Here is an 18624-nt window from a genome sequence, read left to right as displayed (position 1 = left end):
TATCTTGGCTGCGGAGCACACGGCAACGAGGAGGACGGTTGGCCCGGCTCACCAGAGCGGAGACCCAGGAGCGCAATCGCGCGAAGGTGCTGGCCGCGGCCAGGGCGGAGTTCGCCGAGCGCGGGTTCAGGGAAGCCAAGATCGACGACATCGCCGACCGCGCGGAGCTCACGCGCGGAGCCGTCTACTCGAACTTCCCCGGCAAGCGGGCGCTCTACTTCGCCGTGCTGGCCGACCTGGCCGAGCGCGTGCCCGTAGCCGCCCCGGAGGAGCCCGCGCTCACCGTGCGGGAGGCCCTCGCCGAGCTGGCGCGCGCCTGGGTGACCCGGCTGCCCCTGGCCACCGAGGACGAGCGGCAGCCGAGCAGGCTGAGCATGCACCTGATCCCCGAGATCCTCGCCGACGAGGTCACGCGGCGGCCGTACGCGCAGCTCATGCAGCTCAACGCGGTCCTGATCGGGCTGGCCATGGAGCGGCTGCGCCCGCCGAAGGAGCCGGACGGGCGGCTGGTGCGGCTGGCCGAGTCGGTGCTCACGGTTCTGCAGGGAGCCACTCAGCTCTCGGCCGCCGCGCCGGGGTTCGTGGATCCGTTCAACGTGATCCGGGTGTGCGAGCAGCTCGCCGGCCTCGACCTGGGCGACCGGTGGGCGCCGGCGCCCCTGCGCCCCCGGGTGCGGGAGACGGCCGAGCCCTGGTCGCCGCCTCCCGGAGCGATCGACGCGGTCGGCGGCGGGCCGGCCCGGCCGGAGCGCGACGGCGTGGTGGCGGTGCTCGGGCTGCACCGGCTCTCCGCCGCCGAGGACGCGGTGCGCGCCGCGCCGGCGGACGCCGAGGTCACCGCCGTCGTGGCGACGGGCGCGCCCAAGGAGCTGCTGCCGCTGGCCCGGCTGGTGATCGCCGAGGTGAGCACGTGCCTGCGGCAGGCGTTCCCGCGCCAGGCCTGGCCGCGGCTGCGGGTCGTGTACGACGAGAGCGGCGCGCTGGCGGCGGCGGCCGGGGTGACGGAGCCCGGCGACGACACGGAGGTCGCGCTCCGGGTGCGGTCGGGCCGGATCGTGGTGCGCGCGGAGGGGTACGGCGCCGCGCACGCGGCGGCCCGGCACCCCTGACCTGGGCGGTCGCGATCACCGGATCGGGTTCCCTGACCTGGGCGGTCGCGATCGCCGGATCGGGTTCCCTGACCTGGGCGGTCGCGATCGCCGGATCGGGTTCCCTGACCTGGGCGGTCGCGATCGCCGGATCGGGTTGCGGTCCGGATGGAACCGGCGGGCGGGCAAGCGCTGTCCAAGCTATGGGCGACGTTCACGCCGGTGTCCCGCCCGTCGGCAGCCTGTGCGGCAGGCCGTGGTGTTGCCGGGAGCCGGCTGACGCCGCGGACGGCCCTTCCCGTCCGCCGCGGGTGCTGGACGTCGCCCCCCGCCAGCCCCTGTCAGAGGGTGGTGGGCAGCACCGGCAGGCCGCGGACACCCGGGTCGGCGCAGAAGATCGCCCCCGCCTCGGGCTGCTCCGCGCGATCCACGCCGAGGGCCGAGGTGGTGATGAACAGCCGGTCCAGGTCGTCGCCGCCGAACGTGACGGCCGTGACCTTGCTGACCGGCAGCCGGACGACGGCGTCGAGCCGCCCGCCGGGGTCGTACCTGTGCACGGCCCCGCCCTGCCACATGGCCACCCAGACCCCGCCCTCGGCGTCCACCGTCAGCCCGTCGGGCGCGCCCTGCTCCGGGTCGACCACGGCGAACGGCCGCCGCCCGCTCAGCCCTTCCCGGGGGTCGTAGTCGAGCACGTCCACGCGCCCGGTCCCGGTGTCGGCGTAGTACGCCAGCCGCCCGTCCGGGCTGAAGCCGAATCCGTTCGAGATCGTCACCTCGGGCAGCACCACCCGCAGCGCCCCTGACGGACCGGCCACGTAGAAGGAGCCGCGGCCCGGCGAGGCGTCGTAGGCCATGCTGCCGATGTAGAAGCGGCCACCGGGGTCGCAGCCGCCCTCGTTCATGCGGATCGCGGGGTCGCTCCACGCCTCGCCGAGCGAGCGCAGCGGGGCGTCCAGGTCGTCGGAGCCGGCCAGCAGCAGCTCCCGCTCGGCCGCGACGACGTACCCGCCGGAGACGCGCGGCCGGACGACGGCGGCGACGGCGCCGACGTGCCTGCGGCGCACCGACCCGTCGGCGGCCAGCGCCAGCACGTCCCCCGCCAGCATGTCCACCCACCGCAGGCCGCCCCAGCGGGCGGACCACACGGGCCCCTCGCCGTGCTCGGCCACGGGGCCGGTGACGGTTGACGCGGTGATGGTCATGCCGCTCTTCCGGGGGCCGGTCGAGCGCTCCGAACAGTGAAGCTGATCACGGACGCCACCTAACCGCGCGGCGGGCCGCTTCGACAAGCCCGTTACGCGAACGTTACGCACGGTGCACTCTCCCCCTCTCGCCCGCAAGGCTTTGACCTGGACTTTCACCCTTGATGACCTGTTCGGCGGCCTCGGGGAAGATTTCTTCCGGGTTATTGACGAAATTTGGGCGTCTTGGGCAGACTCTCCGCATTGCGCACGATCGGCGACCCCGCACCCGACCTCGGGGCGGGGCCTGCCCGGCATGCGTCCACGTGGAAGGGACACCCTTGATGACTGGTTCCGACAACGGTTTCGACCGGCGATCCTTGCTGACCGGTGTGGCGGGCCTGCTGGGAGCGGCGGCGTTGCCGGCGTCCGCGGCCCACGCGTCCGCGGACGCCTCGCACGCGGCGGCCGGCGCCTCGCGGGCGGACGCGTCGATGCGGCGTTATCCGGCGAACTGGCCCGAACCCGAGCCCTACGGCCTGGCCGACACCCGGCAGGAGCTGTGGCCGCGTGACGACAACTCCTTCATCCTCCCCCTGGAGCTGCGCCCCCGCGACGAGGAGCTCGGCCGGGTCTGGATCCGCGACACCTACGTCAACTGCTTCCGCGTGGGCGGCCGCCCGCTCTACGTCGCCACCGGCACCACCCGCGTGCCCGGCCTCGCCGCGGCCGGGCCGTGGAACGACGGCATCTTCGTGTGGACGGCCCGGTCCCTGCGCGGGCCGTGGCGGCTGGCCGACACCACGCGCATCCGGCCGGACGCCGAGAAGGGCAAGGTGTGGTCGCCCGAGTTCGCCGGGGAGAACCGGCCGGGGCGGGTGGTGGTGGCCCCGTGGCAGGAGTACTGGACCGACGAGGGCCAGTTCGGCAAGCGGGGCAACGCGTGGGCGCCGGAGGTGCACTACTTCCGCGGCAAGTGGTACATCGTGGCGTGCATGGGCGACCACTCCCAGAAGGTCGGCTCGTTCATGCTGGTGAGCGAGGGCGGGGTGGAGGGCCCGTACCGGCTGGTCGAGGGCAACCACGACAAGCCGTTCGGCGAGTCGTTCATCGGCGGGCCCAACTGGATCAAACCCGGCGCCTACCACCACATCGACGGCAGCCTCTACAGCGAGGGCGACGACGCGTGGCTGGTGCTGCACAACCACCTGTACGCGAAGTTCCGGGACGACATGGAGGACATCGTCCCGGCCACGAACCTGCCCAGGTTCCAGCAGCGGCCCTACTCGCCCGAGCCGTACCTCGAAGGCGCGTACGTCTTCAAGCACGGCGGCAAGTACTACCTGCTCCACGCCGCGTGGGACCGCTCGTCGGTCAACGCCGACGGCAGCACGCGCTACGCCTACGACCCGCCCGGCGCCGGCCGCGCGCAGTACCAGTACGACGCCGTCGTGGCCGTCTCGGACACGTTCGAGGGTCCGTACTCCGAGCGGTGGACCGCGGGTGTCGGCGCGGGTCACAACAACTTCTTCGCCGACCACAGCGGCAAGGTGTGGGCGACGTTCTTCCGCAACCCCGCCTTCGGCTACTGGGCCGACCCGTCACGCGTGGGCGACTCCGCGGTGGCCGGCGTGGTGCGGATGGAGTGGACCGGCCCCGAGGGCAACCGCCTGTACGTCCAGCGCCCCCGCGGGCACTGAGCCCGGCCGGCGGCGGCGAGCCCGGAGGCGGCCGCCGGGCTCGCCGCCGCCGGGCCCCGCGTCAGGCCCGCTTCCCGGCGAGCTCGGGCTCCTCGACGGGCAGGCGCGGCCCGGCGGGCCGCGGCCGGGAGGGCTGGAGCTGGGCGGCGGCCAGCGCGGCCAGCACGACGACCGCACCGAACGCCTGGGCCGCGGTGAGCTCCTGGCCGAGCACGATCCACCCCAGCGCGGTGGCCACGACCGGGCTGAGCAGCCCGAGGAAGGTGACCTTGGTGGCCGACAACACCCGCAGCCCCCTGAACCACAGGGCGTAGGCGAGCGCGGCCCCGATGAGCGAGAGGTAGGCGTACCCGGCGACGTTCGCACCGCTCAACGCGGCCGGCGGCGCCCCTTCGACCACCAGCGCGACGGGGACCAGCAGCACGCCGCCGGCGACGAGCTGCCATCCGGTGGTGGCCAGCAGCGGCGCGGGCGACTGCCACCGCTTGCTCAGCACGACCCCGGCCGCCATGACGGCGGCCCCGCCGAGGGCCGCGGCCACGCCCAGCATGTCCAGCCGGGCGTCCGCCCGCAGCACGAGCAGGCCGACCCCGGCCACCCCCGCCACGGCGGCCAGCAGGGTGCGCCAGGTGAGCCGCTCGCCGAGCAGCCCGGCCGACAGCAGGGCGACCAGCAGCGGCTGGACGGCGCCGACGGTCGCCGCCACCCCTCCGGGCAACCGGTACGCCCCCACGAACAGCAACGCGAAGAACACGCCGATGTTCAGCGCGCCGAGCACCAGCGCGCGCCACCACCAGATCCCCCGCGGCAGGCACCGGGTGATCGCCACCAGGAGCAGGCCGGCGGGCAGGGCCCGGAGCACCGCGGCCAGGAGCGGCCGGTCGGGCGGCAGGAGCTCGGTGGTGACGAGGTACGTGGTGCCCCAGATGGCGGGGGTCAGCGCGGTCACGAGGACGATGCCCGTTCGATTCCTTAGCACTAAGACAAAGTATCTCAGCACTAAGCAATCTGTCACGCGATTTACCTCACCACTAAGACATCGCTAGGCTGGGGTGGTGGCCGATCATGTCGAACTCGTCCTGAAGCAATGGCACGAGCAGCGCCCTGACCTGGATGTCTCCCCGATGGGCGTGATCGGGCGGCTGTCGCGGCTGCACCGGCTGATCGACGCGGAGCTACGCCGGACGTTCGCCGCGCACGAGCTGGACAGGGCCTCCTTCGACGTCCTGGCCACCCTGCGCCGCAGCGACCCGCCGCACCGGCTGACGCCCGCCGAGCTGATGCGGGCCTCGATGATCACCTCGGGCGCGGTGACGCAGCGCCTCGACCGCCTGGAGGCGCGCGGGCTGGTGACGCGCACGCCCAGCGAGTCGGACGGGCGGGTCGTCCACGTGACGCTCACCGAGGAGGGGTACGCGTTGATCGAACGGGTGCTGCCCGATCACGTCGAGACGGAGCATCGGGTGCTGGCCGCGCTGCCGGAGGAGCGCCGCGCGGCCCTCGCCGAGACGCTGCGCGACCTGCTGGAATCCCTGGGGGACACGGCGGACTCGCTGTGAGCAGGGATGTCGTCAGTGACGGGGCGGGACGGCCTCAGCGGCGGCGCGGGCGGCGGCCCGTTCCCCGGCCCCCGGGCCTGTCACCGGGCCTGTCACCGGGCCTGTCACCGGGCCTGTCACCGGGCCGAGCACCGGCCGGCCCGTCAGCCGCCCAGTGGGCGGGGCGGGTCAGCCGGTCGGGCAGCCGAGTGGCGGAGTCGCCCCTGGCGGCGTTGACCTGCGCCTGGGTCAGGAAGACGCAGCCCGTGAGATCGGCCCCCGACAGGTCGGCGCCCCGCAGGTCGGCCCCGATCAGGTCGGCCTGCCGCAGGTCGGCGCCTCGCAGGTCGGCCCCGATGAGGTAGGCCCCGCGCAGGTTGGCGCCGCGCAGCCCCGCCCCCTTCAGCCGGGCGCCGATCAGGTCGGCCCCCCGGCGTTCCCTGCCGCCCAGCCCGGCCCGCGCCAGCTCGCTCGCCCGCAGCAGTAGCCCGTTCACCTCACCCCGGTGGGTGGCCACGTCGAGCTTCTCCAGCACGTCGGCGCTCTGCCGGGTGAGCCGCTCGGTCTCGTCCAGGGCGAGCCGCAGCGCGTCGTGCAGCGGCCGGGCCGCCTCCAGGGTCAGCGCCTCGGCGAGGTACCACAGCAGCTCGTGGAGCTGCCGCATGACGGGGAACACCGCGTACATCTGCCGTGCCGTGGCCGGCGCCTCCCGCCAGCTTCGCCCCTCGTACGTGACCTGCGAGACCTTCTGCCCGGCCCCGAAGCAGTCGAACACCGTGCACCCCTGGAACCCGCGCTCCCGCAACCGCGTGTGGATCGAGCAGCGGAAGTCGTCGCGCAGGTTGTGGCAGGGCTGCCCGCCGTCCTTGTCCACGGCGAAGTCGGCCGAGGCCGAGAACGGCAGCGCGACGCAGCACAGCCCGAAGCAGCTCTCACAGTCGGCCAGCAGGCCGAGCTCTCGGGGGTTCGTGACGTACTCCTCGGGGCTCCGCGGGAAAAGGGTCAGTCAAGGGTACTCAAGGATGGACGTACGGCGTCGTCGTGGTGAGCTCGGCGAAGCCCAGCCGCAGCAGGATGGGGTGGCTCTGGTCGGAGGCGTCCACCTGAAGGAACTCGTGGCCGCGGGCCACCGCCTCCCGGGCGCGGTAGGCGACCAGTGCCCGGTAGACGCCGCGCCCGCGCCACTCCGGCACGGTGCCGCCGCCCCACAGGCCCGCGAACCGGGTGCCGGGGTGCAGGTCCATGCGGGCGGCGCTGATCGGCACGTCACCGGCCATGGCGACGACCGCGACGACGCTGCCGGCGGCGAGCTGGGCGAGCAGGCGCTCCCTGATGCGTACGCGGCCGGCGCCGAAGGCGGCGTCGTGCACGTCGGCCACCAGCTCCACGCCCTCCTGGTCGATCACCGGCGCCAGGCGGACCCCGTCAGGGACGGGCGCGCCGGGGATCGCGGCGGCCCGCGCCACCATGAGCGTCTCGGCGGGCTCGGGGGTGAAGCCGGCGGCCTCCAGGCGGCTGCCGAGGTCGGCGGGCCGGTCGTGGCCGTACACCTTCCACTCGAACGCGCGCCCGAGCGCTCCGAAGTGCCGCACCTGCGCGGCGATGGCGGCGTCGGCGTCGGCACCGTCGCCGCGCAGGCCGGACCAGAGGACACCGTTCCAGCCGTCCTCCGGCCCCACCTGGCGCACCACGTCGCCGTCACGCTCGACCTCGGTGTCCGGGCCGTCGGCCACGACCTCGCGCCGCATCTCCCGATCGAAAGCGGCCAGTACCTCTGCACGATTCACCGGCACACCTCACCAGCCACGCCGCCCCACCCGCAACCGAATTACCAGCGGCCGCCCCTGACCCCACCACCCCTGGTCAGCTCCCGTATCGCCGCTGCCGGTCCGCGAAGCTGCGCAGCGCCCGCAGGAAGTCGATCTCGCGGAAGGCCGGCCAGTACGCCTCACAGAAGTACAGCTCGGAGTAGGCGGACTGCCAGAGCAGAAAGTTCGACATGCGCTGCTCCCCGCTGGTCCTGATCACCAGGTCGGGGTCCGGCTGCCCGGCCGTGTACAGGTGGCGGGCCACGTCGTCCACGGTCAGGGTCGAGGCCAGCTCCACCATGGACTGCCCGGCCTCGGCCCGCTCGTACAGCAGCTCGCGCAGCGCCTCGATGACCTCCTGGCGCCCGCCGTACCCGATGGCCAGGGTGAGGTGGAAGCCGGTGTCGCACGTGCGGGTGGCCTCGACCGCGCTCTTGAGCGCGCGGGCCGTGGTGTCGGGCAGGATGTCGAGCATCCCCGCTACGTGCACCCGCCAGCGGGCGTCGGGGCGGTCGAAGTGGTCGGCGACCATCTGCTCGATCACCTTCAGCAGGAAGGCCACCTCCTCGTCGCCGCGGCGCTGGAGGTTCTCCGTCGAGCAGAGGAACACGGTCAGGTGCTGGATGCCGAGCCCCTCGCACCAGGTCAGCACGTGCTCGATGTGGTCGGCGCCGAATTTGTGGCCCATGCTCGGGTTGGCCATGCCCATCTGCCTGGCCCAGCGCCGGTTGCCGTCCATGATCAGGCCGACGTGGCGGGGCAGCGGTCCCGCCATGATCTGACGGCGCAGGCGCCGGGCGTAGAGGGAGTGAAGGAGGTCAGTCGTCTGCACCCTCCAAGGATGACGCGGACGGCGGTCCGGAACCTGATCTTTCCCGATTTCTGACGGATAAGCTCCCGACGCCGCCCCCGGCCGTCCGCGCCGGTGGGCGGCTCGCGACCGGTGGCCGTCCTCAGCCGTCCGGCGAGGTGCTCTGGACGATCCGCGGCGGTGGGGCCAGGCCCAGGGCCGCGAGCAGCCCGTACTGCTCCTCGGTGATCTCGGTACGCTGCCGCAGGACGCTGGTCCGGGCGGCGAACGTGCCGAGCTTGATGCGGTCGAGCTCGCGCCGCAACCGTGACCACGGCAGCCCGGTGCGGCTCTCGGCGACGCGGACGAGAAGAAGGCTGAGCCAGGTGAGCAGCAGGTGCCCGCGGCCTCCAGGCTCCCCCTGGGTCTGCAGCCGCCGCAGGCCGGCGAGCAGGTCGCGCCACCCGCGTTCCGTTTCGAGCAGCCGCATGTAGCCGAGCGCGATCTCCTCGGCCGGCAGCTCGGGGTCGGTGGTGCGGACCAGGTACTTGCCGTCGAGGTTCTCCTCGGTCTTGACGGCCTTGACGTCGATGCGCAGCAGCCCGCCGGGCGTCAGGCGCAGATAGCGGCGCATCCGGGGATGGGCCGCGATCTCCAGGTGCAGGTCGGTGCGGTCGGCGAGAGACAGCCTGTCGGTGTCGTCGATCAGCGCGGAGAGCTCCTCCACCAGGCGGGTGCGTACTTCGGCGTCGCGCTGGGCGGTCCGGGTGTCGCAGCAGATCACGAAGCGTTCGTCCGCGGCGATGTGGACCTCCTTGACCCGCAGGTTCGCCGCCGCGCGGTGGTAGCGGCCCTGGCGGGACAGCGCGGCGTCGGCCTCGGCCGACCCCGAGCGCAGTTTCGCGCCGACGATGTAGTGGTGGTCGTCGTCCTTGTGCAGGGCGCACCGGCCGGCGGCGACCGGGCAGCCGCGGTCGGCCGTCCGGACGACGCGCGACAGCGTCCAGCCCTTCATGTCCTCCCTGGCCTGGCGGATCATCGCCGCGTCGTCCGCGCAGCCGGGCCAGCGCCAGACCCTGAGCGGGATGCCCGAACGGGTGACGGCCAGCCCGATCACGCTCTGGTGGGCCTCGTGGCAGCCGGGCGGGGCGAGGGCCTGGAAACCCGTCGTCCCCGCGCCCTGGGGATCCTCGTCGCCGTCCAGGCCGAGGTCCGGCGGCAGGGCGCCGTGGGCGGACTCGAAGAACAGCAGGTCGGCTTCGAGGCCGAGGCGGTCGGCCACCCGATGGAAGACCTCTTCCTGCAGCCGGCCGGACACCTCGCACAGCCACTCGGTCACCTTCTGGCAATCGTTTTCGGTGGTGGCGGGCAGCCCGTCGACGAAGACGTCCTCGTTCACCCAGCGCGCGACCTCGGCGGGCGGGTCGGCCGAGCCCGCCAGGGCCCGGCCGGCGACCAGGGCGAACAACACCCGCTCCGCCGCGGGGTCCAGCGCGCCGTCCCGGCGCATCCGGCGGAACGTTCCGTCGAGCTCCAGTTGCCGCCACAGCCCGTCCAGCGCCCACACCGCGCCGAACGGCCGCGAGTCCACGAACTCCAGGCCGTCGGCGGTCACGTCGAGGAGCTGGGCGGGATCGAGAATCTTGACAACCGAGGCGGCCAGGCGTAAAAGGGCCTGCCGGTTCGAGGCGTCGTCGCGGCCGAAATTGTAGATGACCTGCACTTTCGAACGCTTCGTCGCCGGATCCCACGCGTTGTGGGCCAACTGCAGGTAGCGAACTACGGAACCGTCCTTATTCCGCCGGGGAGTCGACCGCAAGTACATGGACGAGAACCTAATACCAGCCCCTATAAAAAGAGTACAAGCGGCGTATGCCCGCCGGGCGGGGACCGAGCGTGGCCGCCTCGTCACCTCGCGACCCGCTAATGGTTCATCCCGGCACGGGCCACAGGATTCGGCACGGTCCAGGGAGGGGCCGGCACTCACCGTCCGTTACCACCCGAGGCGCCGAGCGTGACTTCCGGCGTCCCGAGCCGGCGCCCGGCCGCCGGGGCCGCGGTGAGTTCGCAGGTCGCGGGCGCAGCCACGCGAAGTAGATCAATGATCAATCACCGTGTATCTAGGCCGTGCCCCGGCGGTGCGCGCGGCCCACGGCGGCTGAACAGGGGGGTTCGCCATCCCCTCGGCCCGCGGCGCTTCCCGCCCTTCATCCGGGGAGCGCACTTACCAGAGAGAATTACCTGACCCGATCGGTCAATGACAAATTTGACATACAAAGATGACTCCAAAGGCTTGGCATGGTGACCCGCCCTGTGGATGATGAGTAATCATGAGCTTCTGGCCCCACGGGCGGCCCGCAGGGACGCCCGCCTCATCCTGCGCCTCTCTGATCGGCCGATGGCATTCTGTGGAATGACGCGGGTCGGGCGCGGCGGCCACCTGGTGCGGGGACGGGCACTTCTTTCGCTCTCCTGAGCACTTTCGAAATCGCGACGGACCATGCCCGCCGCCATGCCGGGACTTCGCTGGAGAAAATCACGCGAGAATGCGATCGACCGGCGGCGGGCAATTAATGAGGACAGTTAGCCATAAGCACCATGTTAACGGGGTGAAAGATTTGCAGTTGAACGAATTCGGCGTGGTCCCGGTTCCGGAGTCCGCGGGCATCGGCTCCGCCGGACTCACCGCACTTCCCGACGGTCTGGGGCCGCAGATCGTCTGCGTGCCGATCGCCACGCTCATGCCCGGCGAGTCGCCCCGGCTGGCGGGGCAGGACCAGGAACACGTGGCGCGGCTGGCCGAGATCGACGGTCCCCTTCCCGCCATCCTCGTCCGCCGCTCCGACCGGCGCGTGATCGACGGAATGCACCGCCTGCTCGCCGCCCTGGTACGCGGCCAGAAGGACATCGACGTCGAGTTCTTCGACGGCACCACGGAAGACGCCTTCCTGCACGCCGTGCAGGCGAACATCGCCCACGGTCTCCCCCTCACCCACGCCGACCGGCGAGCCGCCGCGATCCGCATCGTCGCCTCGCACCCGCACATGTCGGACCGGGCCATCGCGCGGGCGTCCGGGCTCGGCGCCAAGGCGGTGGCCGCCATCCGCCGTCGTTCAACTGACTCGGTGCCGCAGTTGAACGCGCGCATCGGCCGCGACGGCAGGGTCCGGCCGCTGAGCGGCGCCAGCGGCCGGTTACGCGCGGCCGAGGTCATCGCCCGCAATCCCGACGCCTCGTTGCGCGAGGTGGCACGGCTCGCCGGGATCTCCCCGGCCACGGCGAGCGACGTGCGCAAACGCATGTTGTCGAACGAGCCGCCCACGATGATCCTGCCGGTCACCGGCACGGCGGAGGGCGCGGCGGAGGGCGCGGCGGGGCCCGTACCGGACGCCGCGATGCCCGACCAGATCGGCCGGCGGCGCGCCGAGCAGGCCACGACGGCGCAACTCCCCCAGCCGGAGCCCTCCCTGGTGCTGGACAAGCTGCTGCGCGACCCCTCGCTACGCCTGAAGGAGGAGGGCCGCCAGTTGCTGCGGCTGCTGAAGGAGACCGCGATGGCGATGGAGAGCTGGTCGGAGCTCATCGCCGCGGTCCCTCCCCACTGGGAGCACGTGGTGGTCAGGCTGGCCCGCCAGTACGCCGCCACCTGGCATCAGTTCGCGCAGGAGCTCGACGAGCGGGACCCGTCACTGCCCTGGAAGGCCGTCGGCCAGTAACGGGGCCGGGCCATGACGGACGGCGACGCCGAAGACCTCCCGGAAAAGCCGACGTCGCCGACCACCACGGGTGGGTCGGCGACGCCGCGGAACGGGTTACTTCTTCTCCATCGCCTCGATCAGGCTCTTGGGCCGCATGTCGGTCCACGACTTCTCGATGTAGTCGAGACATTCCTGGCGTCCGGCCTGCCCGAACACGGTCTTCCAGCCTTCGGGGACCGTCACGAAGATCGGCCAGAGGGAGTGCTGGCCCTCGTCGTTGACCAGGACCAGGTACTGGGCATCCGGGTCGTCGAACGGATTCGTCACCACGTCGTCCTTTCTCGGGTACGGGATGTGGGTGGCGCCGGAGAACGGACGTGCGTACGACTCCGGTCCGGCGTTCGGTGGCCGCGTGATGCGTCGCTCGGCCCCGCTGGGACCAACTATGAACTCAGGCACCGGGCGCCAGTCAATTTCGGCGGTTCCCCGTTCAACTGCGCTGATGCCGCAGTTGAACGGGCCTGTCCGGCACCGCCGCCCATCCCCATCGACAGCGAGGCAGGTACCCCTTGGGGGCGAAGAGCACGAAGAGCGGCCCGGCGGGGCTGCGGTTCGACGAATCGATCACCCAGCAGCGGGTGAAGCGCGGGACGGTGCGGCGGATCCTCCCGTACGCGCGGAGTTACCGCGGGTTCCTGGCCCTGCTGCTGCTGGCCACCGTCACCGTCGCGGTCATCACGGCCGCCGGTCCCCTCATCCTCAAGGCGATCATCGACGAGGGGATCCTGCCCGGGCGCACGGGCACGGTGGTGTGGCTGTGCCTGCTGGTGGCGGGGTTGTCGCTGGTCGAGGCGGGGGCGGCGTACCTGGGGGCGTGGTGCTCGGGCCGGATCGGCGAGGGCCTGGTGCACGACCTGCGGACCAGGGTGTTCGAGCACATCCAGCGCCAGCCGCTGGCGTTCTTCACCCGCACGCAGACCGGCGCGCTGGTCAGCCGGCTCAACACCGACGTGATCGGTGCCAGGCAGGCCCTGACGACGCTGCTGTCGCAGTCGGTGTCGACGCTGCTCACGCTCGTGCTCATCCTCGTCGCGATGGTGTACCTGTCGTGGCAGATCACCCTCGCGGCGCTGGTGATGGTCCCGCTCTTCCTGCTGCCGGCCCGGCTGATCGCGAAGAGGCAGGAGCGGCTCGCGCGGGAGTCGATGGAGCTGGACGCCGACATGAGCTCGATGATGCACGAGCGCTTCAACGTCTCCGGGGCGCTGCTGTCCAAGCTGTACGGCCACCCGCAGGACGACCTGGCCACGTTCGCGGGCAAGACCGCGCGCGTCCGCGACATCTCCATCCTGCGCGTCGTGTACGGGCGGATCTTCGCCATCGTCGTCACCGTCCTGACGGCTCTGACCACGGCCGTCGTGTACGGCCTCGGCGGCGTCCTGACCATCGGCGGCTCGCTCGAGCTCGGATCCCTGGTGGCCATGGTGGCGCTGCTGATGCGGCTCTACGGGCCGATCAACCTGCTGGCCTCGATGCAGGCCGCGGCGCTGACGGCCCTGGTGAGCTTCGACCGGGTGCTGGAGGTGCTCGACCTGGAGCCGCACATCACCGAGCGCGCCGGCGCGCGGGAGCTGGACCCGCCGGGTCATTCGGGCCCGCCGGCGCCGGACGTCGTCTTCGACCGGGTCTGTTTCCGTTATCCGGGGCCGGCGGAGGTGTCGCTGGCCTCGCTGGAGTCCGCCGCGGCCCGCGTCCCGGAGCAGGCGGACGACCGGTGGACGTTGCGCGACCTGAGCTTCCACGCCCCCGCGGGAAAGCTGACCGCGCTGGTCGGCCCGTCCGGTGCGGGCAAGACCACGATCACCCAGCTCGTCCCCCGCCTCTACGACGCCACCGAGGGCAGCGTGCGGGTCGGCGGCCAGGACGTCCGCGATCTGGCGCTGGGCTCGCTGCGCGACGCGGTGGGCGTGGTCACGCAGGACGCGCACCTGTTCCACGACACCCTGCGGGCCAACCTCGAGTACGCCCGGCGCGGCGCGAGCGAGCGCGAACTGATCGAGGCCTGCCGGGCGGCGCTCGTCTGGGACACGATCAGCGCCCTGCCGGACGGCCTGGACACCGTGGTCGGCGAGCGCGGCCACCGCCTGTCCGGCGGCGAGAAGCAGCGGATCGCCCTGGCCAGGCTGCTGCTCAAGGCTCCGCCGATCGTCGTGCTCGACGAGGCGACCGCGCACCTCGACTCGGAGTCGGAGGCGGCGATCCAGCGGGCGCTGGAGACGGCGCTGGCCGGGCGGACGTCGCTGGTGATCGCACACCGGCTGTCCACGATCAGGAACGCCGACCAGATCCTGGTCGTGGAGGCCGGCCGGATCAGGGAACGCGGCACGCACGAGGAGCTGCTGCCGGCCGGCGGGCTGTACGCGGACCTGTACCGGACGCAGTTCGCCCAGCGGCAACCGGCGGACGGCGCTCGCGTCGGCGGCTGAACCGATCTATCTTGTGGACCGATGTCCCGGGCATGGGGCCCGGAGAATTTGGGGGTTCGTGGTGGTCTGTGGTCGGGTGGTGAAGTTCGACGCGGCGAGGGGTTACGGGTTCATCGCACCCGACAACGGCGGCGAGGACGTCTTCCTGCACGTCAACGACATGCTGATGCCGGAGTCCGAGGTGCGGGCGGGGCTCGCGGTGGTGTTCGAGGTCGAGGAGGGCGACAGGGGGCCGAAGGCGTGGCGGGTGCGGCCGGCCGGAGGCGCGGGCGCCACGGCGATCGTGGCGGCGGCGCCCCAGCCGGCCGCCACGGCGGCCACATCGCAGGCGGGCGAGGACGAGCCCATGTGCGACGTGCTCGACGCGGACGACTACCTCAGGGAGGTGACGGAGATCCTGCTCAGCGAGGCTCCGTCGCTCACCGGCGGCCAGATCGTGCAGATCAGGGCCGGGCTGCTGCAGTTCGCCAAGAACCACGGGTGGGCCGAGGGCTGAGGCGCCGAAGGGCGGACGCCGGTCACCGGCGTCCGCCCTTCCGCATGTCCGGGCAGGTCAGGGGCGGCGGGTCGGGCCGAAGTCCTGGACCACGACCGCGACGGCGCCGACGCTGGGGTGGCGCTGCAGGACGGCCTCGATCTCGCCCAGCTCCATCCGCACCCCCGCGATCTTGACCTGGCGGTCGACGCGGCCCAGGTACTGCAGGGCGCCTCCCGGCAGGGCGCGGACCGCGTCGCCGGTGCGGTAGAGACGGCCGGTGGGGGTGCCGGCGAAGGGGTCCTGGAAGAACGCCTCGCGGGTGCGGTCGTGGTCGCCGGCGTAGCCGCGGCCGACGCAGACGCCGCCGACGAACAGCTCGCCGGTCTCGCCCGGGTCGCAGGCGTGCCAGCCGTCGCCCTCGCCGCCGTTGTCGCCGTCGCCGTCGCCGCTGTCGCCGCTGTCGCCGCTGTCGCCGTTGTTGGCGTCGTTGCCGCGGCGCAGGACGTACAGGTCGGTGTTGATGATGGGGGTGCCGATCGGCAGGCGCAGCAGTTCGAGGTCGGCGGGCGTGACCGTGTGGTGGGTGACGTCGTCGGAGCACTCGGTGGGGCCGTAGGCGTTGACCAGCCCGGCGTGCGGCATCTCGCGCAACCAGCGGCGCGCCACCTCGGTGGGCAGCTCCTCGCCGGTGGCCAGCATCCAGCGCAGCCCGCCGAGCAGACCCGTCGCGGGGGCGGGGGCGAGGTCGTCGAGGAGGAGGCGGACCATGGTGGGGACCAGCTCGACGATCGTGATGGCCTCCGCGCCGACGAGGCGGGCAAAGGCCACCGAGTCGTACGCCGTCGCGTCGCCGACCACCCGGACCCGGCCGCCGACGACGAGCGGGCAGAGCATCTGCCAGATGGAGATGTCGAACCCGAGCGGCGCCGTCTGCGCCACCGCGTCCCGGGCGGTCATGTCCAGGTCGACGACCTTGGCGTGCAGATGGTTGAGCATGCCCTGGTGCTCGACCACCGCGCCCTTGGGCCGGCCGGTCGAGCCGGAGGTGAACAGCATGTACCGCGGCTGGTCGGGCCCGTCGAGCCGGGCCGGGCCCGGCCGGCCCGGGAGCCCGGCGGCCTCGGCCGCGCGGACGAGCCGCACGCCGGCGCCGCGCGCCCCCTCGGCGAGCGCGGGTGTCACGCCGTCGCGGCCGGTGTCCAGGAGCAGGACGGCGCCGGCCCGCGTCAGCACCTCCGTCACGCGGGCGGCCGGCCAGGTGCCGTCGGCGGGTACGTACACCGCGCCGACGAGCTCGATCGCCAGGAACGCGGCGATGACCGATGCGCCCCGCTCCCCGCCCACCGCGACGACCGTGCCGGGCCCCGCACCCTCCCGCTCCAGCAGCGTGGCCAGGCGCCGCGCCTCGGCGGCGAGCTCGGCGTAGGTGAGGCGGCGGGTGTCGTCGGCCACCGCGGGGCGGTCCCCGTCGTCGGCGGCGACGCGTTCCACCAGGGTGATCACGGCGTCGGTGAGGTCCGCCGGGTGGGGGCGGCGCGCCGCCAGGGCGCGGGCGCGCTCGATCTCCCGCGGCGAGATGGGGAGCCGGGGCAGCTCGGCGAGGCCGAGCAGGTCGTCCGCGATTGTCATGTGCACGCTCCGGTAAATGCGGGGGAATTGCCGACCTTGCCGGGCCGAGATTTCCTCAAGTATCGTGATCCGCGCTACCGCGATCAAGGTTGCGCAGGGCCGGGGACAAAGGCCGGCCGTTCGTTTCGACTTCCCCCCGACCTGTTTCTGTCGTGTCCATTCCCGTCGCACTGGGGGATTCGGCGAAGTGCCTGTCATCAAAGCTCCGCAAGAGTTCAATGTCGAAGACCTTTTCATAGACCTGCGGACGGTTACAGGAGCGCCGCTCTATTTGAAATGCGAAGGGTTCAACTTCGCGGGTTCGGTCAAGTTGAAGGCGGCCACGGAAATGGTGGCCGCCGCCGAGCGTGACGGCCTGGTGGGGCCGGGCTCCGTACTGGTGGAGTCGTCGTCGGGCAACCTGGGCATCGCGCTGGCGATGGTCGCGGCCGACAAGGGGCTCCGGTTCCTCTGTGTGACCGATCCGCGCTGCAACACCGCCTCACGGCGGCTCATGCGCTCGCTGGGCGCCGAGGTCGTCGTGGTCCAGACGCAGGACGTCAACGGCGGTTACCTCGAGAGCCGCATCCGGCACGTCCGCGACCTGTGCGCCTCCGACAGCCGCTACGTGTGGCTCAACCAGTACGCCAACCCCGGGAACTGGCAGGCCCACTACCGGCACACCGCGCCCGCGATCGCGCGCAACTTCCCCGGCCTGGAGGTGCTGTTCGTCGGAGCGGGCACCACGGGCACGCTGATGGGCTGCGCCCGCTACTTCAAGGAACGGCGCGCGCCGGTCACGATCGTCGCGGTCGACGCGGTGGGCTCGGTGACGTTCGGCGGCGTCCCGGAGCGCCGCATGGTGCCGGGGCTGGGCACGAGCGTACGGCCCGGGCTGGTCGACGAGTCCTGGGTGGACGACGTGGTGCACGTGCCGGAGCCCGACACGATCCGGGCCTGCCACGGCCTGGCCGCGCGGGGGTTCCTGTTCGGCGGCTCGACGGGGACCGTCGTGAGCGGCGCGACGCGCTGGCTGGAGGAGAAGTACCCGGGTGAGGAGCCGGTCGCGCTGGCCGTCGCCCCGGACCTCGGCGAGCGCTACCTCGACTCCATCTACGAGGAGGGCTGGCTGCGTGAGCACTTCGGCCCTCTCGATCTGCCCGACCGACCGCATGGGAGCGCACATTGACTCAGGTACCGTCGTTCGCCGTCGTCTCCGGACAGCAGGTCGCCGGTGTCCTGCACGGCAGGGAGAAGCAGGTCGTGGAGGTGGTGGAGGCGGCGTACCGGCTGCACGGCGAGGGCCGTACGGTCAACCCGGACTCCTACTTCCTGCGCTTCCCCGACCGGCCGTCCTCCAGGATCATCGCGCTGCCGGCGTCGGTCGGGGCGCCCGTGGACGTGCACGGCGTCAAGTGGATCTCCTCGTTCCCGGAGAACGTGGCGGCCGGCCTCCCGCGTGCCTCGGCCGTGCTCATCCTCAACGACACCGCGACCGGCTATCCGATGGCGTGCCTGGAGAGCTCGATCATCAGCGCGGCGCGTACCGCCGCCTCCGCCGCGCTCGCGGCGACGACGCTGGCCGCCGCGCGTGCGGTGACGCCACGGCGCGCCGGTTTCGTGGGCACCGGCCTCATCGCCCGGTACGTGCACACGTACCTGGCGGCGGCCGGGCTGTCCTTCGACGAGGTGGGCGTGTTCGACCTGGATCGCGGGCACGCAGGCGGGTTCGCGGCCTACCTGGGGCGCGCCGGGGCGGGCCCGGTCAGGATCCACGACGACGCCGCGTCGCTGATCGCCGCGTCGGACCTGGTCGTGCTGGCCACGGTCGCGGGTGAGCCGCACATCCACGACCCCGGGCTGCTGGCGCACAACCCGCTGGTGCTGCACGTCTCGCTGCGCGACCTGTCGCCGGAGATCATCCTGTCGTCCTGCAACATCCTCGACGACGTCGAGCACTGCATGAAGGCCGGCACGTCGCCGCATCTGGCCGAGCAGCGCACCGGCGGCCGGTCGTTCGTCGACGGCACGCTGTACGACGTGCTGGAGGGCCGGGTCGCTCCCCCGGCCGGCCGGCCCGTCGTGTTCTCGCCGTTCGGGCTCGGAGTGCTCGACCTCGCCGTGGCCAGGTACGTCCTCGACGAGGTGAGCGCCTCCGGCGACCTCATGACGGTGCCCGGGTTCTTCCACGAGCTGAAGCGTCACGGCTGATCCCCCAGGGATTCGAGCCCGCCCCGGCCGCCGGG

The 18624-nt window shown here is 72.4% G+C and carries 16 protein-coding genes; 8 read left to right on the top strand and 8 right to left on the bottom strand.

The window, feature by feature from the left end:
* Window positions 1-38: 38 nt before the first annotated feature.
* Window positions 39-1109: a TetR/AcrR family transcriptional regulator gene (locus HD597_RS16770; protein ID WP_253743235.1), complete on the top strand. Its 1071-nt coding sequence runs from the start codon at window positions 39-41 to the stop codon at window positions 1107-1109.
* A 320-nt stretch (window positions 1110-1429) separates the two neighbouring features.
* On the opposite strand, the gene HD597_RS16765 is transcribed toward HD597_RS16770, so the two are convergent.
* Window positions 1430-2293, bottom strand: coding sequence for an SMP-30/gluconolactonase/LRE family protein (locus HD597_RS16765; RefSeq protein WP_253743234.1), 864 nt, complete (start codon window positions 2291-2293; stop codon window positions 1430-1432).
* A 323-nt stretch (window positions 2294-2616) separates the two neighbouring features.
* Between HD597_RS16765 and HD597_RS16760 the strand changes: the two genes are divergently transcribed.
* On the top strand, window positions 2617-3972 hold the full coding sequence (locus HD597_RS16760) for a family 43 glycosylhydrolase (RefSeq protein ID WP_253743233.1): 1356 nt from the start codon (window positions 2617-2619) through the stop codon (window positions 3970-3972).
* A 61-nt stretch (window positions 3973-4033) separates the two neighbouring features.
* Here the strand turns inward: HD597_RS16760 and HD597_RS16755 are convergent, their stop codons facing one another.
* Complete coding sequence (locus HD597_RS16755) at window positions 4034-4951, bottom strand: EamA family transporter (RefSeq protein ID WP_253743232.1); 918 nt, start codon at window positions 4949-4951, stop codon at window positions 4034-4036.
* 76 nt (window positions 4952-5027) lie between these two features.
* Between HD597_RS16755 and HD597_RS16750 the strand changes: the two genes are divergently transcribed.
* Complete coding sequence (locus tag HD597_RS16750) at window positions 5028-5531, top strand: MarR family winged helix-turn-helix transcriptional regulator (protein WP_253743231.1); 504 nt, start codon at window positions 5028-5030, stop codon at window positions 5529-5531.
* A gap of 34 nt (window positions 5532-5565) precedes the next feature.
* Here the strand turns inward: HD597_RS16750 and HD597_RS16745 are convergent, their stop codons facing one another.
* The 4 genes from HD597_RS16745 to HD597_RS16730 all read right to left on the bottom strand — a co-directional run bounded on the left by HD597_RS16745 (window position 5566) and on the right by HD597_RS16730 (window position 9933).
* On the bottom strand, window positions 5566-6384 hold the full coding sequence (locus HD597_RS16745; RefSeq protein WP_308210628.1) for a pentapeptide repeat-containing protein: 819 nt from the start codon (window positions 6382-6384) through the stop codon (window positions 5566-5568).
* A 142-nt stretch (window positions 6385-6526) separates the two neighbouring features.
* Window positions 6527-7297 (bottom strand): GNAT family N-acetyltransferase, encoded by a 771-nt coding sequence (locus HD597_RS16740; RefSeq protein WP_253743229.1) that lies wholly within the window; start codon window positions 7295-7297, stop codon window positions 6527-6529.
* Window positions 7298-7373: 76 nt separating this feature from the next.
* The gene (gene uppS, locus HD597_RS16735) at window positions 7374-8150 is read right to left on the bottom strand and encodes a polyprenyl diphosphate synthase (RefSeq protein ID WP_253743227.1); all 777 of its coding nucleotides are present in this window, start codon (window positions 8148-8150) and stop codon (window positions 7374-7376) included.
* Between the two features lie 121 nt (window positions 8151-8271).
* A complete protein-coding gene (locus HD597_RS16730) occupies window positions 8272-9933 on the bottom strand; it encodes an IS1634 family transposase (RefSeq protein WP_425572343.1) in 1662 nt (553 codons plus the stop codon).
* A gap of 799 nt (window positions 9934-10732) precedes the next feature.
* Here HD597_RS16730 and HD597_RS16725 point away from each other — a divergent pair.
* Window positions 10733-11824 carry a ParB/RepB/Spo0J family partition protein gene (locus HD597_RS16725; protein ID WP_253743224.1) on the top strand — a complete coding sequence of 364 codons (1092 nt, stop codon included), beginning with the start codon at window positions 10733-10735 and terminating at the stop codon, window positions 11822-11824.
* A 96-nt stretch (window positions 11825-11920) separates the two neighbouring features.
* Here the strand turns inward: HD597_RS16725 and HD597_RS16720 are convergent, their stop codons facing one another.
* Window positions 11921-12133 (bottom strand): MbtH family protein, encoded by a 213-nt coding sequence (locus tag HD597_RS16720; RefSeq protein WP_138694824.1) that lies wholly within the window; start codon window positions 12131-12133, stop codon window positions 11921-11923.
* A gap of 242 nt (window positions 12134-12375) precedes the next feature.
* On the opposite strand from HD597_RS16720, the gene HD597_RS16715 reads away from it, so the two are divergent.
* Entirely contained in the window at window positions 12376-14292 is a 1917-nt protein-coding gene (locus HD597_RS16715; RefSeq protein WP_253743223.1) for an ABC transporter ATP-binding protein, read from the top strand.
* Window positions 14293-14371: 79 nt separating this feature from the next.
* A complete protein-coding gene (locus HD597_RS16710; RefSeq protein WP_308210627.1) occupies window positions 14372-14788 on the top strand; it encodes a cold-shock protein in 417 nt (138 codons plus the stop codon).
* A gap of 57 nt (window positions 14789-14845) precedes the next feature.
* Here HD597_RS16710 and HD597_RS16705 read toward each other — a convergent pair whose 3' ends face one another.
* Window positions 14846-16399 (bottom strand): amino acid adenylation domain-containing protein, encoded by a 1554-nt coding sequence (locus HD597_RS16705; RefSeq protein WP_253743218.1) that lies wholly within the window; start codon window positions 16397-16399, stop codon window positions 14846-14848.
* Window positions 16400-16586: 187 nt separating this feature from the next.
* Here HD597_RS16705 and sbnA point away from each other — a divergent pair, with 187 nt between their 5' ends.
* Together sbnA and sbnB are read left to right on the top strand one after the other, a co-directional pair.
* The gene (sbnA, locus tag HD597_RS16700; RefSeq protein ID WP_253743216.1) at window positions 16587-17567 is read left to right on the top strand and encodes a 2,3-diaminopropionate biosynthesis protein SbnA; all 981 of its coding nucleotides are present in this window, start codon (window positions 16587-16589) and stop codon (window positions 17565-17567) included.
* Entirely contained in the window at window positions 17564-18589 is a 1026-nt protein-coding gene (gene sbnB / locus HD597_RS16695; RefSeq protein ID WP_253743215.1) for a 2,3-diaminopropionate biosynthesis protein SbnB, read from the top strand. The genes sbnA and sbnB overlap by 4 nt, the downstream gene beginning before the upstream one ends.
* Window positions 18590-18624: the final 35 nt, after the last annotated feature.

This window comes from Nonomuraea thailandensis (assembly GCF_024172165.1).
Classification (GTDB): Bacteria; Actinomycetota; Actinomycetes; order Streptosporangiales; family Streptosporangiaceae; genus Nonomuraea; species Nonomuraea thailandensis.
Note: the sequence above shows the minus strand (reverse complement) of the source record. Positions and strands in the feature narration are given on the sequence as shown.